The organism is Arenimonas sp. GDDSR-1 (assembly GCF_025980345.1).
Taxonomy (GTDB): domain Bacteria; phylum Pseudomonadota; class Gammaproteobacteria; order Xanthomonadales; family Xanthomonadaceae; genus Arenimonas.
This window is the reverse complement of sequence record NZ_JAPDUI010000055.1, coordinates 1-12,927: the sequence shown is the minus strand read 5'-3', so window position 1 is coordinate 12,927 and position 12,927 is coordinate 1. Positions and strand designations below refer to the sequence as shown.

Below are 12,927 nucleotides of genomic sequence, written 5' to 3'. Positions count from 1 at the left end.
GTTACGGGTATCCGCGCTCGCCAGATCGATGACCACATCGAAACGCGCCTGCGCCAGCTGTTTCGGATCGAACCGGATCTGCGGCGTGAAGCGGGTGAAGCTTCCGCTGAAGGCTTCGCCCTGGAAGCTGGAACTGAAGCCCAGACTCGATCCCTTGGCCATCTGCCAGTCAAGTGCCGAGACGGGAAGTGTGGCGGTCAGCAGAAGCAGGCCGAACAGGCGAATGGAGAGCGTCATGGCATTTTCGTCTTTGACGACATAATGATGGTACAGGGCGGCTCCGGCGTGCACCAGCAGCAGTAACGCCAACACATAGAACCCGGTCTCATGCAGTTCGTGCGCCAGATGTTTGACGGAAGGGTTGTAACCGGTGAACAGCTTCGGCAGCTGCACCAGATTGAACCAACGCAGCGGGAAACCCGCGGCTGAATTGAACAGCCATCCGCTCAGCGGCATCGCCAGAAGCAGGAAATACATCAGCCCGTGCACGGCCTTGGCCGCCAGCATTTGCAGACGCGGCCCGGGGAGATCGTCCGGCGTGCCCGCAATCAAGCGCCATGCCAGGCGCAGCAGGGTCAATGCCAATACGGTCAGGCCGAAGCTCTTGTGCAACGCATAGATCTGCATTTTGAGCGGGGAATTGGGCAGTTCGGTCATCAGCAGACCGACCACGGAAAGGCCGATGATCAGCACTGCGGTCAGCCAATGCAATCCGATGCTGATGCCGCCCCAGCGCTGTTTGTTGTTGAGAATCATGGTGTGCTGTCCTCGCTGTCGCGATCGGTGAGTGTGGCTTCAATGGCAAGATCCAGATGCACCCGGTCGCCGACCACGGACGGCCAGGCATCGATGCCGAGGGCTTTGCGGCTGAAGTCGGTGCTGGCCTGCATGCCAAGCGTCTTTTTCAGGGTCAGCGGATGCCGTTTGTGCGCATTCAAGATGACGGTGAAGGTCACCGGCGTACTGCCGCCGGCGATCTGCAGGTTGCCGGTGACCCGCAGCAGCTGTTCGGAGACCGCCTCAACGGCGGTTGATTGGAAGCGTGCCGACGGGAAGTTGCGGCTATCGAGAAAATCCCCGAGAACTTTCCGGTTCCAGTCGGCATCGCCCATGTCCAGGGTGGCCAACCCGATCTCGATGCTGACCTGCGAGGCGGCAGGATTGGCGGCATCGTAAAGCAGGGTTCCGGTCGGCCGCGACACGGTGCCGATGCTCGGCGAGAAACCGGCATGCATGACCCGGAAGGCGACCCGCGTATGCACCGGATCGATGGTGTACAGATCGGCGGCGCTGACGGCCGGCGCGCTGAGTGACAGCGCCAGCAGCAGGGCGGTCCGGTGCAAGGGCGCGTGCAGGAGGTCCATGCCGCCTATCATAGGCCAAAGCCGGCACCGGCATGCCGTTTCGGCAACAAATGACTGTTCCACCGGCGCAACGGACAGACCGGTCCGGAAATGTTTTATCATGCCGCTAAGGATGATTGCGGCTGGGGAGACGAGGGATGTCCCGTTCATTGCTTCTGCTTTTTCTGTGGGCGATTCAGGCCATGCTGTCGGACGCCGCATGCGCCGGTCAGTCCCAATTCCTGCCGCTCGAAGTCCGCGATGGCCTGCCCAGCCGCCAGGTGATGTCGCTGGCGCAGGACCACGAGGGTTATATCTGGATCGGCACCCAGGATGGCCTGGCGCGCTATGACGGCGGCAAATTCCTGATTTACCGGCATACGCCCGGCGACAACCGCTCGCTGCCCGGAAACTACGTGCAGGCCGTGCATGTCGATCCCGGCAACCGCATCTGGGTGGCGATCGAAGGGCACGGCCTGCTGCTGATGGACGCCGCCCATTCGGGTTTCAGTCCGTTGCCGCTCGGCAAGGATGCGAGTACCGCCGATGTCTGGGCCATCGCTTCGAACGGTGACGGCTCGGTCTGGTTCGGAACCTTCGGAAACGGATTGTTCCGATTGCTGCCCGACGGACGGCTCCGGCACTACCTGCCGACGCCCGGCATGCCGGGCTTGCCGGATGAAAACGTGCTGTCCCTTGCCTTCGACGCAACGGGCACGCTCTGGATCGCCACCACGTCCGGCATCGTCAAATGGCGCAAGGAAAGCTTCATGGCCTTCGACAACGCCCGTCTGTCGTCGCCGGTAGTCATCAACCTGATGCCGGACCGGGAGCTCGGCATGTGGCTCGGCACCCGCGGCGGCTTGAATCTGGTTGACAACAGCGGCAACGTGCAGACGCCGGCCTGGGCTTCCGCACTCACCAATAACCGAATCATGGCGGTACTGCAGGATGATGACGGCTCGCGGATTTTCGTCGCCCGCAACGGATTGAACCGTCTGGTGGACGGACGCATCGAACGAATGCGGCAGGACGAGCGCTTCATGACCGCGTTGAAGGATCAATCCGGCGGCTTCTGGTTCGGCGGTGAAAGCGGGCTGCTCCGGCAGCCGTCGTCCTGGCGTTATTTCAGAAGCATCGCCGGTGCCGAAGATGAGGTGCCGCTGCGTGTCAGCAGACCCGAGGACTATCATCGTTCCGCCGACGGCAGCATTTTGCTGGTGGGCAACTCCGGAGCGATCGACCGGTATTCGCCGTCCAGCGGCCGCATAACGCATCTGGATCTGCCGCCTGCGGCCGAAGGCATCACCCAGATTACCGCCATCAGCCAGGATGCCGCCGGCATCATCTGGGCCGGCGGAGTGCGCGCCGGAGATGCGGAGCTGCTCCGCTTCGATCCGGTCAGCCGGCGGCTGCGTATCTGGCGTCAGGATTCGACTGCGGATCCGCTGTTGATCGGACCCATCAAGCATATCCTGCAGACGCCCGATGGCCTGCTATGGATCAATGCGTATGGCGGCGGATTGCAGGCGCGTGACGCCGCGGATGGCCGCATCGTCCATGAAATCACCCCCGATAGCGGTCACGGCCTGCAGTTCCCCGACCCGAACCAGCTGTTTACCGGCCCGGATGGCGCGCTGTGGGTGGCGGGCGGGGAAGGGTTATTGCGCTGGCGTTCGGAGGCCGGAAAATTCATTCCCGTTAGCGGTGCGCCCGAGCAGCGGGTTTTCAGTGCCTTGCTGACCCCGCCGCAGACGCTTTGGCTCGGCAGGCTCGGCGTGCTGGAGGCCTACCGTTGGCAAGACGGAAAACTGGAGCGGATCCGCAGCATCGCCGGCGATGAAGGTCTGCCGGCGGTCGATGTGCTCGGTATCCGTTCCGACGCCAACGGCGCGCTGTGGATGACCTCCCTGCGCGGCTTGATGCGCTTCGATCCGGTGCAGAACCGGGTCCGCGTGTACGGAACCCGGGACGGCTTGCCGAGCCAGGAGTTCATGAAGCGGCCGCCCGTCATCACCGCCGATGGCGAGGGTCTGGCCCTGAGCACTCTGGGTCCGGTGGTGTTCTCGCCCGACCGCATGGTGACAGCCGCCGGCAAGCCGCGTCTGGTCATTGAACAGGCCAGCGTCCGGCGCGGCGAGGATGTGCACGCGCTGGATTACCGGAAAACGATCGTGCTGGAACCGGATGACCGCGACTTCAGCGTCGATGCCCTGTTACTCACATTCGATGATGCCGCCAGTCACCGCTTCCGTTCCCGCCTGTCCGGTTACGATCCGGATTGGGTCGAAATGGGCAGCAACGGCAAGCGCCAGTTTTCGACACTTCCGTCAGGCCATTACCGGCTGGAACTGGTGGCGGCCGGCGTCGATGGCCAGTGGTCGGACCCGGTGGTGCTGACACTTGAGGTATTGCCGCCCTGGTGGTTAAGCGCCTGGGCGCTGGCATTGTTCTTCCTGGCCGGTCTCGCTTTGATTGCCGTCGTCGTCGTTGCTTACCGTCGGCAATTGAAGCAGAAGTATCTCCGGCAGCTGGCAGCCCAGCAGCAACAGCTGCTGGTGCAGGGCTCTGAGGCGAAATCGCAGTTCCTCGCCAACCTCGGCCATGAAATCCGCACGCCGATGACCGGTGTCTTGGGCATGACCGAACTGCTGTTGGCCGGGGAGTTGCCTGAAAAGCCGCGCACCCAGGTGGCCGCCATCAAAAAAGCCGGAGAGCATCTGTTGCGTCTGATGAATGACGCGCTGGATCTGTCCAAAATCGAGGCAGGCCAACTCGAGCTGGATGATCAGGTCTTTGCCATACGCGGGCTGCTGACCGATGTGCAGGATCTGCTGGAGCCGATGGCCCGGCATAAGGGGCTTTACTGTCACGTGCAGATCGCTCCCGAGTTGCCGGCCGGGTTTCTCGGCGATGGCGGACGCATCCGCCAGATCCTGTTGAATCTCGGCAGCAATGCCGTCAAATTCACGGCGCAGGGCGGCGTCACCCTGAAAGTGCAGCCGTTTTGGCCGAAGGGGTTCCAATGCATGGTGATGGATACCGGACCGGGAATGACCGACGAACAGCAGGGCCGCCTTTTCCAGCGCTTCGTACAAGCGGACGGCGTGCGTACCGCCCAGCAGTACGGCGGCAGCGGCCTGGGTTTGGCCATCAGCAAGGAATTGGCCGGCATGATGGGCGGAGATATCCAGATCAGCAGCGAACCCGGCAAAGGGTCGGTGTTCACGCTCACCCTGCCGCTACCGACGGCCCTTTTGCCCGCCGATGCCGGCACGGTGCCCGAAATTGCGGTGCCGCAAGGCAGTGCCCGCATTCTGCTGGTCGAGGACGATGACACGATCGTCGAGGTGATCAGCCAATTGCTGCTTGCCGACGGCCACACGGTGACCGTTGCCCGCAATGCCCTTGAAGCCCTGGCCCGCACCACACAGGACAGCTTCGATCTGGTGTTCTGCGACATCGATCTGCCGGGCATGGATGGGCTGGAATTGACCGCGATCTGGCGCCAACAGGGGCTGCAAACGCCGATCGTGGCGCTGACTGCGCGAACCCAGGCCGATGCCGAGCAGCAGTGTCTGGATGCCGGTATGAACGCGTTCCTGCGCAAGCCGGTGAGCGGGCATCAGCTGCGCGCGACCATCCTGGCAGTACGCTCTAGTTGAGACTGGTCTGCCCGGCAATGAACTGCCAGGTGCGGGTGATGTAAAGCATGTTCGGGTTGTCTGCCGTTTCTGGCAGCGCCGCGAATGGTTCGGCCAGACGGACGATGTCCACCGCGGCTTTATCGAGGACTTTGTTGCCGCTGGATTTGACCACGGTAATGCCTTCGATGCGACCGTTGCGCCGGATGGCCACGGTCAGGATCAGCTGTCCGCTCAGCCGGTTGATCAGCGCCTGTTGCGGATAATTGGCATTGCCGATGCGTTCGACGCGGCGGACCCAGTCATTCATGTATTGGGCGTAGGCATATTCACGGGTGCTGGCGGTAATGTACTTGTGCTTGCTGCGCCGCGCCTGCAGCGCCTGCTTCTGGCTGTACTCGTTGGCCAGTTTGGCCAGGGCCAGACTCTGCTCGACCAGCTCCTGGCCGGGCGGAAGCGGCTCGGTGCTGTTCGGCTTCTGTTCCTGTGCGCGCGGGGTAGTTTGGGTACTCGCACCCTGACTGGTCAGTACGCGCTGGATGGCTTCCGGTTCCGGCGGGGTCTGCTGGGCTTTGAGCGCAACCGGCGCATCGCCCGGATCGGTCTGCGGCAATTGCGACAGCTGGTTGTCTTTCGGCCGTTGCGGCCGTTCGCTGTCGCCGCCGCCCTGATTGTTGGCCTGTGCCAGAAAGTCGGCCTGGTCGGGCGGCTTCGGACTGGCGGTCGGGCTGAGGATGACATCCAGGGTCGGACTGACTGGAGCGGCTTTGTTCAGGGTGAAGCCGACGCCCAGCACGAGCACGCCGTACCCGATCAGGGACAGCAGAAAAGTGCCGGTCAGGCGGTCTCTCGGGCCGACTTTTCGGGTCATACCTTGTCCAGACGCGCTTCGATGGCATCGAACAGCATGCCGGCGATGTTGAGACCGAACTGTTTGTCCAGCTCACGCACGCAGGTCGGACTGGTGACGTTGACTTCGGTCAGATAGTCGCCGATCACATCCAATCCGACGAACAGCATCCCGCGATCCCGCAACCAGGGCCCGAGCTGCCTGGCAATCCAGAAATCACGTTCGCTCAGCGGCCGCCCTTCGCCCCTGCCGCCGGCGGCCAGATTGCCGCGGAATTCATCGCCCTGCGGAATACGGGCCAGCGCATAAGGCACCGGTTCGCCGTCGACCAGCAGAATGCGTTTGTCGCCGTCGCGGATCTCGGGCAGATAGCGCTGCAGCAGGGTCAAAGCACCGCCTGCCGTGAGGGTTTCAAGAATTACGTTCGCGTTGCTGTCGCCCTGGCGGATGCGGAAGATGGACTTGCCGCCCATGCCGTCGAGCGGTTTGGCCACGACATCGCCATGTTCGCTGATGAACGCTTTGAGATCCGCCATGCTGCGACTGACCAGGGTCGGCGGACAACAGTGGGGGAACAGCAGGGCCGCCAGCTTTTCATTGAGGTCACGAAGACCCTGGGGCCGGTTCACCACCAGAACACCCTCGGATTCAGCGAGACTCAGAATCTGGGTGTCATGGATGAACTGGTCGGTGACCGGAGGGTCCTTGCGCATCAGCACGGCCTGAACCGTACTCAGCGCGGATGTCTGCCACTCGCCCTGGGTAAAATATTGATATTTATCATCTTTGAGCTGAACTTCGGCCATGGTGGCCTGGGCCTTGCCCTCCCGAATGGCCAAGCTGCCGGGTTGGACATACAGAACCCGGTAGCCCCGGCGCTGGGCCTCGAGCATCAGCGCGAAGCTGGTGTCTTTCTCCGTGTGGATGCCCTCGATCGGATCCATCACTACGGCTATGGCTTTGCGCATACGGGGCCTCGCTCTCGGTTTTCCGGGATTGTGTTAGATTGAAAGGCTGAAAAAGCTTGGCTAAATCGGAATTCGCCTATTATTATGGCAGAGTAGCGCGATTCGGTCGGTCCGGCGCATAAGAGAATGATTTCGGGGAGTTTGATGGATAGTGCACAACTCAATGGCCTGAGAGTGATGGTGGTGGATGATTCCAAAACCATCCGCCGGACGGCTGAAACCCTGTTGGTGAAGGAAGGATGCTCGGTGGCCACAGCCGTCGACGGCTTCGAGGCACTGGCGATGATCGCCGACCAGCAGCCGCATATCATTTTCGTCGACATCATGATGCCGCGCCTGGACGGTTACCAGACCTGCGCGCTGATCAAGAACAACCAGCAGTTCAAGAATACGCCGGTCATCATGCTGTCTTCCAAGGACGGTCTGTTCGACAAGGCCCGCGGCCGCGTGGTCGGCGCCGAACAGTACCTGACCAAGCCGTTCACCCGCGATGAGCTGCTGTCCGCCATCCGCCAGTTCGTTCCCCAGCTCAAGGCCTGATCCCATGTCGGCACTGACTTCGATTTTCGCGAAACTCCAGGACTACCAGCGCCGATCGATCGCGCATGTCGCGGCGGCGCCGGAAGTCTCGGAAGAGCCCGGGCACTGGCGCGCCATCGCCTATCGACTCGGCCCGTATCCGCTGGTCTCGGCCTTCGAACAGGTCATTGAAATCACCGGCGTGCCGCCGATGACGCCGGTGCCGCGTTCGGAACCCTGGCTGCTCGGGGTCGCCAATTCACGCGGCAATCTGCTGCCCATCGTGGATTTCAAACTGTTCATTTTCGGCGAACGCACGCTCATGCACGACGGCCAGCGCATGCTGGTGGTGCAGCAGCCCGGCGGCATGGTCGCGGTGGTTGTCGATGAACTTTTCGGCCAGCGTTTCTTCAATGATGCGCAGTTGGTCGACGAGGCACAGGCATTCGCCGAAGGCCGCCTCGGCCACTTCGTCAGCAAGGCTTACAGCGCGCTCGGCAAGACCTGGGGCGTTTTCGACATGGATCTGCTGACACGCACACCGGAATTCAGACAGGCTGCAGCTTGAGTAACACCAAAAACTTCAGGGGATATGCAACAGATGAGCACGAATAAATTACGTTCCTTCACCGACAAGCTCGGCACCTACAGCCAGCGTTTCTGGCTTCTCATTCTGGCCTTGGCCGTGCTTGCGTTCGCCGCGAACTTCATCGCGACCAACTACTACAGTGCCCAGGAAAACCAGGCGCGAGCGCTCAGTTCCGAGCTACAGGTGCTTTCCCAGAAGCTGGCCAACTACTCCAAGCAGTCGGCCTCCGGCAACGCCGAGTCGTTTGCAGAGTTCCAGGCCACCAAGGACCGCATCGACGAAATCGTGGCCAAGCTCAACAAGAGCCATAATTCACTCGGCGCCAAAGGCGCGCTGGCACAGGTCAGCAAGACCTGGGCCACCATCGAGAAGAACGCCGACGTCATCCTGAAGTCCGAAAAGGAAGTGGTCAGCCTTTCCAACACCGCCAACCAGTTCAATGCCCGCGTGCCGCAGCTTTCGGCGCGACTCAGCGAGGTGGTGTCGGCCATGTCCGATTACGCCGCGCCCGCCGCGCAGATCAACTTGGCCAACCGCCAGATCGTGCTGGTCGACCGCATGGCGCGCCGCGTGACCGAAGTGGTCGCCGGCGGTGATAAAGCGGTTTCCTCTGCGGATGCGCTGTCGCGCGATACCGCCGCATTCTCGCAGGTGCTGACCGGTCTGAAGTCCGGCAATGCCGACTGGAACGTGTCCCCGGTGGCTTCCCCGGCTGCCATGAATTCCGTGGTCGCCGCCGAGCAGCTGTTCGGCGAATCCGAAAAGGAAATCAAGTCGATTCTCGATGCGTCCACCAACCTGTTCGACGTGCACCAGGCCGAAGGCGCGATTTCATTGGATTCCGCGGTGCTTCTGGAGGACAGCGAAAACCTGTACAAGGCCTACGACAACATCAATCTGCGCCGCATCTTCCCGAACAGCTACATCACCCTGGTGTCATCGCTGGTGGCCCTGGTCAGCATCTTCTTCCTGGCGCTGCTGTACCTGAGCAGCCAGAAAGGCGAACTGTCGCGGTCCAAGGAAACCAACCAACAGCAGCAGCAGGCCATTATGCGTCTGCTGGATGAAATCGACCCGCTTTCCAACGGCGACCTGACCACCAAGGCCACGGTGACCGAAGACTTCACCGGCGCCATCGCGGACGCCATCAACAACACCGTGGACGAAATGCGTCTGCTGGTGGGTACCATCAACGAGACCTCGGTGCAGGTGTCGGCATCGGCCCAGGAAACCCAGGCCACCGCCGCCCAGCTCGCCGAAGCGGCTGAACAGCAGGCGCGTCAGATCGAATCCGCGTCCAGCCAGATCACCCGCATCGCCGACAACATCGATGACGTGTCGCGCCGTTCCGCCGAGTCCGCCGAAGTGGCGACCCGTTCCGTGGTCATTGCATCCAAGGGCGCCGATGTGGTGCGCCAGACCATTCACGGCATGGACAACATCCGCGGCCAGATCCAGGAAACCGCCAAGCGCATCAAGCGTCTGGGCGAAAGTTCGCAGGAAATCGGTTCAATCATCGAACTGATCAATGACATTGCCGAACAAACCAACATCCTGTCGCTGAATGCGGCCATCCAGGCGGCTTCGGCCGGTGAAGCCGGCCGCGGTTTCGCGGTGGTGGCCGATGAAGTCCAGCGTCTCGCCGAGCGCGCCTCGAATGCCACAAAGCGCATCGAGACGCTGGTGCAGACCATTCAGTCCGATACCAATGAAGCGGTCAACTCGATGGAGCAGACCACGGCCGAAGTGGTCGCCGGTGCGCGTCTGGCGGAAGACGCCGGCCTGGCACTGGGTGAAATCGAAACCGTTTCCGGCGATCTGTCGAAACTGATTCAGGATATTTCAGTGGCATCGAAAGAGCAGTCGCGTTCGGCGGGCAGCATCACCGAATCGATGGCGGCCATTCAGGACATCACCAAGCAGACATCGCAGGGCGCCGGCAACACGGCGGAGTCGGTCGGAAACCTGGCGAAACTCGCCGCCGATCTGCGCCGTTCGGTAGCGAACTTCAAGCTGCCCGGTTGACGGCGTACCCGATGCGAACCGGCGCAAGCCGCGTCCCGATTGGAATCTGCGAAGGTTTTGAATGAAATTACTGAGCCCCATCGATGTCACCGTTTTGACCTGGTTGAAGCCGGAGCTTGACAGCACGCTGCTTTCGGCGCGCACGTCGCTCGAACGTTTCGTCGAGGAAGGCCAAGGCATCACCTCGTTGCGCGAGTGCAGCGGCCACCTGCATCAGGTTGCCGGCATCCTGAACATGGTCGAGTTGACCGGAGCGGCCCGTCTGGCCGAGGAAATGGAGCGGCTGTCGCTGGCGCTCGCCGATGGCGCCATGCCGAATGCCGATAACGCCTTCTCGCTGCTGATGCAGTGCATCGTGCAGCTTCCGGATTATCTGGAGCGGCTGCAGAACGGCAATCGCGACGTTCCCGTGGTACTGCTTCCGCTGGTCAATGAACTGCGTTCGATCCGCGGCGAGGGCATCCTGGGTGAGGAGGCCGTGTATTCGGCACCGACCCAGCAGCCGCTCCCGGACGATGTGCTGCTGCAAATCCGCAGTCAGGCCGACGATACCGACTTCGGTTCGCTGTCGCTGCAGTTCCAGGCGCATCTGCAGGGTTGGCTGAACAATGCCGCCGATGCCGATGCACCCCGCAAGCTGGCTTCGGTGTGCGGACGGATCAGCGCGCAATGCCGCGAAGAATCCAGCCGAAAATTGTTCTGGGTGGCTTCCGCGCTTCTTGCGGCGCTGGCCGACCGCAGCATCGAACGCGACGATGCGCTGAAACAGAGCCTTGTCAAAGTCGATCAGGAAGTCAATTTCCTCAATCACCGGGGCATCGGCGAGATACGGCACCTTTCGCCGGTCCGGCTCACCCAGGAGCTGCTGTATTTCGTGGCCCGTGATGCCGGTGCGTCTCCCGCGCTCAAGCAGGTTTACGATGTTTTCGAGCTTGCGAGCATCGTGCCGGACGAAGAAGAAATCGCGCATGCCAAAAGCAGTCTGCTCGGCCGGAACAACGCCCTTCTGGAAAGCGTGGCTGCGGTAATCAAGGAAGACATCCTGCGCATCAAGGACACGCTCGACCTGAGCATCCGCCAGAATGATAAAAATCCGGCGGATATGGCCGAACTGGTCACCGTGCTGGCACGCATCGAAAACACTCTGGGTCTGATCGACGCCAAGGAAGCGCGTGAGCACATCCGCGGCAACCGCGAGACCATCCAGGCCTATGTCGACGGCAGCAGTCCGCTGAACGACGGCGAATTGATGGCCATCGCCAAATCGCTGCTCTCGGTCGAATTCATGCTCGATTACCACGGCAGCGATGCCGTCGGCCGGCAATCGCGCCTTGCCAGCGATTTCATGGCTTCTTCGCAGTCGCACCAGCTGCTGGATGCGCTGATCCGCGAATCCATCGTCAACTTCATGCAGGTCCGCCAGGCCTATGTCGCCTTCGTCGAAAGCTACTGGGACCATCAGCAGCTTTCGGTCATTCCGGCCCTGCTCAAGCAGGTTTCCGGGGCGCTCGCCATTCTCGAATACACGCCGGTTTCGGCGTACATCGATGCCGTGAACGCCTATACCCGTGCCGAGCTGATTGACGGCAAGGGCATTCCGAACGGTGATCAGATGGAACGCCTGGCGGAGGTGCTCGCCAGCTTGGAATATTATCTCGAGTCCGTGCGCGACCGGCGTCCGAGCCGTGAACGCATTCTTGAAATCACCCGTAAAAGCCTTGAAGCACTGCATTACTGGCCGGTACCCGAGAAGTCGGCGCGCGCGGCCGAGCGCGACATGCCGGCCGCCCCGGCGGCCGCGGTTGCGGCTGCGGTGCCCGCTGCAGTCCCGACCCAGGCACCCTCCGTACCCGATTCCGAACCGGCAGCGGCCAGTCCGGTCATCGTGGTCGATGAAACCGGCGATCTGATCGATGGCTTCGACTTCGAAGCCGAAGGCATCGATGATGAAATCCGTGAAATCTTCCTTGAGGAATTCAACGAGGAAAACGCCAATCTGGCGGTGTTCTTCAAGGATTGGCAGACCGATCCCGACAACATCGAACTCATCCGCCCCATCCGGCGGGTGTTCCATACCCTCAAGGGCAGCGGCCGTCTTGTCGGTGCCAAGGCGCTCAGCGAGTTCAGCTGGAAAATCGAGAGCCTGTTGAACCGCGTGCTTGACGGATCGCGTCCGGTGTCCGATCCGGTCGTGACCATGATCAAACGCGCCATCGCGACCTTGCCGACATTCCACAAGGCATTGACCGGCGAGCGTGTCAGTCTCGACCTGATCGGGTTGAATGACACGTCCGATCGACTTGCGGCCGGCGAAGAAATCTATTACCGCAGTCAAAGCGCTGCAGAAGTCATTCCCGCCACTGCTGCCGAGAGCGCGGTGCCTGAGGCGATAAGCACACCGGGAACCGAGGTTTCTGTTGCCGGTGCCGAACCGGTCATCGATCCGGTGCTTCTGGAAATCCTCAAACCGGAAGTGTCCGGACATCTGCAGACCGTCAATGAATGGCTGCAGCGCGCTTCGGCATCGGGCAGCGCCGATTACGATGACGGTCTATTCCGTGCCATACACACCATGAATGGTGCTTTCGCCATGTCTGAAGTGGCGACTATGTCCGGAGTCCTTGCTCCGGCGGAAGCACTGGTCCGCCGCGGCATTGCACACAAAATCGCCGCCAACGCCGAATCGATTGCCTGTCTGGCACAGGTGGCCGATGCCGTGCAGGCGACATTGGATGATCTGAGCCAGAATACGGCGCCAAACCCGTATCCAGAACTGGAATCCTGGGTTGCCGCCAAGCGGGATGAATTGCCGGAGATGCCGAGTTCGGTTCCGACGCCGATGGCACTGGCCGATATGGCGGCCGAAGCCGCCGCTGAACAGGCTGCCGCCGAAGCTGCCGCCGAACAAGCCGCCGCCGAACAAGCTGCTGCCGAACAAGCCGCTGCCGAACAAGCCGCTGCCGAACAAGCCGCTGCCGAACAAGCCGCT

The 12,927-nt window shown here is 61.7% G+C and carries 9 protein-coding genes; 5 read left to right on the top strand and 4 right to left on the bottom strand.

The window, feature by feature from the left end:
• On the bottom strand, nucleotides 1-756 hold a 756-nt coding region (locus Q0W88_RS08655; RefSeq protein WP_297802265.1), incomplete at its 3' end, for a cytochrome b/b6 domain-containing protein.
• Nucleotides 753-1,364 carry a YceI family protein gene (locus Q0W88_RS08650; RefSeq protein WP_297802262.1) on the bottom strand — a complete coding sequence of 204 codons (612 nt, stop codon included), beginning with the start codon at nucleotides 1,362-1,364 and terminating at the stop codon, nucleotides 753-755. The genes Q0W88_RS08650 and Q0W88_RS08655, both read right to left, overlap by 4 nt.
• 137 nt (nucleotides 1,365-1,501) lie before the next feature.
• Between Q0W88_RS08650 and Q0W88_RS08645 the strand changes: the two genes are divergently transcribed.
• Nucleotides 1,502-5,008 carry a hybrid sensor histidine kinase/response regulator gene (locus Q0W88_RS08645; protein WP_297802260.1) on the top strand — a complete coding sequence of 1,169 codons (3,507 nt, stop codon included), beginning with the start codon at nucleotides 1,502-1,504 and terminating at the stop codon, nucleotides 5,006-5,008.
• On the opposite strand, the gene Q0W88_RS08640 is transcribed toward Q0W88_RS08645, so the two are convergent.
• Both Q0W88_RS08640 and gshB read right to left on the bottom strand, forming a co-directional pair.
• On the bottom strand, nucleotides 5,001-5,858 hold the full coding sequence (locus Q0W88_RS08640) for a TonB family protein (protein ID WP_297802257.1): 858 nt from the start codon (nucleotides 5,856-5,858) through the stop codon (nucleotides 5,001-5,003). The two genes, Q0W88_RS08645 and Q0W88_RS08640, sit on opposite strands and share 8 nt — an antisense overlap.
• Nucleotides 5,855-6,805 carry a glutathione synthase gene (gene gshB / locus Q0W88_RS08635; protein WP_297802254.1) on the bottom strand — a complete coding sequence of 317 codons (951 nt, stop codon included), beginning with the start codon at nucleotides 6,803-6,805 and terminating at the stop codon, nucleotides 5,855-5,857. The genes Q0W88_RS08640 and gshB overlap by 4 nt, the downstream gene beginning before the upstream one ends.
• Before the next feature lie 144 nt (nucleotides 6,806-6,949).
• On the opposite strand from gshB, the gene pilG reads away from it, so the two are divergent.
• The 4 genes from pilG to Q0W88_RS08615 all read left to right on the top strand — a co-directional run.
• Nucleotides 6,950-7,345 (top strand): twitching motility response regulator PilG, encoded by a 396-nt coding sequence (gene pilG, locus Q0W88_RS08630; protein WP_297802251.1) that lies wholly within the window; start codon nucleotides 6,950-6,952, stop codon nucleotides 7,343-7,345.
• Nucleotides 7,346-7,349: 4 nt separating this feature from the next.
• Nucleotides 7,350-7,892 carry a chemotaxis protein CheW gene (locus tag Q0W88_RS08625; protein WP_297802248.1) on the top strand — a complete coding sequence of 181 codons (543 nt, stop codon included), beginning with the start codon at nucleotides 7,350-7,352 and terminating at the stop codon, nucleotides 7,890-7,892.
• 33 nt (nucleotides 7,893-7,925) lie between these two features.
• Complete coding sequence (locus Q0W88_RS08620) at nucleotides 7,926-9,938, top strand: methyl-accepting chemotaxis protein (RefSeq protein ID WP_297802244.1); 2,013 nt, start codon at nucleotides 7,926-7,928, stop codon at nucleotides 9,936-9,938.
• A gap of 61 nt (nucleotides 9,939-9,999) precedes the next feature.
• Nucleotides 10,000-12,927, top strand: a 2,928-nt coding sequence (locus Q0W88_RS08615) for an Hpt domain-containing protein (protein ID WP_297802241.1), incomplete at its 3' end; no start/stop codon positions are given.

What these genes read in the sequence shown, in the direction of transcription:
- Q0W88_RS08640 (WP_297802257.1), bottom strand. Translation starts at nt 5,858, where the DNA reads ATGACCCGAAAAGTCGGCCCGAGAGACCGCCTGACCGGCACTTTTCTG.
- Q0W88_RS08625 (WP_297802248.1), top strand. Translation starts at nt 7,350, where the DNA reads ATGTCGGCACTGACTTCGATTTTCGCGAAACTCCAGGACTACCAGCGC.
- Q0W88_RS08620 (WP_297802244.1), top strand. Translation starts at nt 7,926, where the DNA reads ATGAGCACGAATAAATTACGTTCCTTCACCGACAAGCTCGGCACCTAC.
- gshB (WP_297802254.1), bottom strand. Translation starts at nt 6,805, where the DNA reads ATGCGCAAAGCCATAGCCGTAGTGATGGATCCGATCGAGGGCATCCAC.
- pilG (WP_297802251.1), top strand. Translation starts at nt 6,950, where the DNA reads ATGGATAGTGCACAACTCAATGGCCTGAGAGTGATGGTGGTGGATGAT.
- Q0W88_RS08650 (WP_297802262.1), bottom strand. Translation starts at nt 1,364, where the DNA reads ATGGACCTCCTGCACGCGCCCTTGCACCGGACCGCCCTGCTGCTGGCG.
- Q0W88_RS08645 (WP_297802260.1), top strand. Translation starts at nt 1,502, where the DNA reads ATGTCCCGTTCATTGCTTCTGCTTTTTCTGTGGGCGATTCAGGCCATG.